General features: G+C 73.7%; 1 protein-coding gene. It reads left to right on the plus strand.

Going from position 1 to position 1447, the window contains the following annotated elements:
- A partial coding sequence (locus ACF07S_RS33475; protein ID WP_391975926.1) for a beta-ketoacyl synthase N-terminal-like domain-containing protein occupies positions 1 to 1447 on the plus strand: 1447 nt, incomplete at both ends.

Consider the following 1447-nt stretch of genomic DNA (forward strand, 5'->3'; position numbering starts at 1 on the left):
ACCCCACCCTCACCACCCTCCTCCACCACTGCCTCACCACCACCCCCACCACCATCCCCACCCTCCACCGCAACCACCCCGAACCAGAAACACTCGCCCAGGCCATCGCGGCCGTCGGCGTGCGGACCGACGGCGTCGACTGGGCCGTACTCTGCGGAGCGAGCCGGCCACGGCGGGTGGAGCTGCCGACCTATGCCTTCCAGCGCCGCACCCACTGGGCACCGGGGCTGACGCCCGGTCATGCGCCTGCGGCTCGCCCCGCCGCCGAGCCGCAGCGTGCGGCGGCGGTGGGTCCGGTGTCGCGCGAGGCCCTGGTCCGGCTCGTCGGCGAGACCACCGCGAGCGTCCTGGGACTCGACGGTCCCGACGAGGTGGCCCTGGACCGGCCGTTCACCTCACAGGGCCTCGACTCGATGACGGCGGTGGAACTGGCCGGTCTGCTCGGTACGGCCGCCGGAGTCGCGCTCGATCCGACCCTCGTCTACGAGCTGCCGACGCCACGGGCGGTGGCCGACCACCTGGCGGAGACCCTGTTCGGCGAGTCCGCCGCCGGCCCGGAGGTGAAGGGCCGGAAGGGGGAGGCGGGTGATCCGATCGCCGTCATCGGTATCGGCTGCCGGTTCCCGGGCGGTGTGGCCTCACCGGACGACCTGTGGGAGCTGGTCGCCTCCGGGACCGACGCCATCTCCGCGTTCCCGGCCGACCGCGGCTGGGACCTGGACGGCCTGTACGACCCCGACCCGAGCACCCCCGGCAAGACCTACGTCCGCCACGGCGGCTTCCTGCACACCGCGGCCGACTTCGACCCCGAGTTCTTCGGCATCAGCCCCCGCGAAGCCACCGCCATGGACCCCCAGCAACGGCTCCTGCTCGAGACCTCCTGGGAGGCGTTGGAGCGCGCCGGGGTCGTGCCGGAGTCGCTGCGTGGCGGGCGGACCGGTGTGTTCGTCGGCGCGGTCGCACCGGAGTACGGGCCAAGGCTGCACGAAGGAGCAGACGGATACGAGGGGTTCCTGCTCACCGGCACCACGGCCAGCGTGGCCTCCGGCCGGATCGCCTACGCCCTGGGCACGCGCGGACCGGCGCTCACCGTGGACACCGCGTGCTCGTCGTCCCTGGTGGCGCTGCACCTGGCGGTGCAGTCCCTGCGCCGGGGCGAATGCGACCTCGCCCTCGCCGGCGGGAGCACCGTCATGGCCGGCCCCGGCATGTTCGTGGAGTTCTCGCGCCAGCGCGGGCTGGCGCCCGACGGCCGTTGCAAGGCCTTCTCTGCCGATGCCGACGGTACGGCGTGGGCCGAGGGCGTCGGGGTGCTGCTGGTGGAGCGGTTGTCGGACGCCGAGCGGCTGGGACACCGCGTCCTGGCCGTCGTACGCGGCACCGCCGTCAACCAGGACGGCGCCAGCAACGGCCTCACCGCACCCAGCGGACCCGCCCAGCAACACGT

The organism is Streptomyces sp. NPDC016640, from assembly GCF_043076215.1.
Taxonomy (GTDB): Bacteria; Actinomycetota; Actinomycetes; order Streptomycetales; family Streptomycetaceae; genus Streptomyces.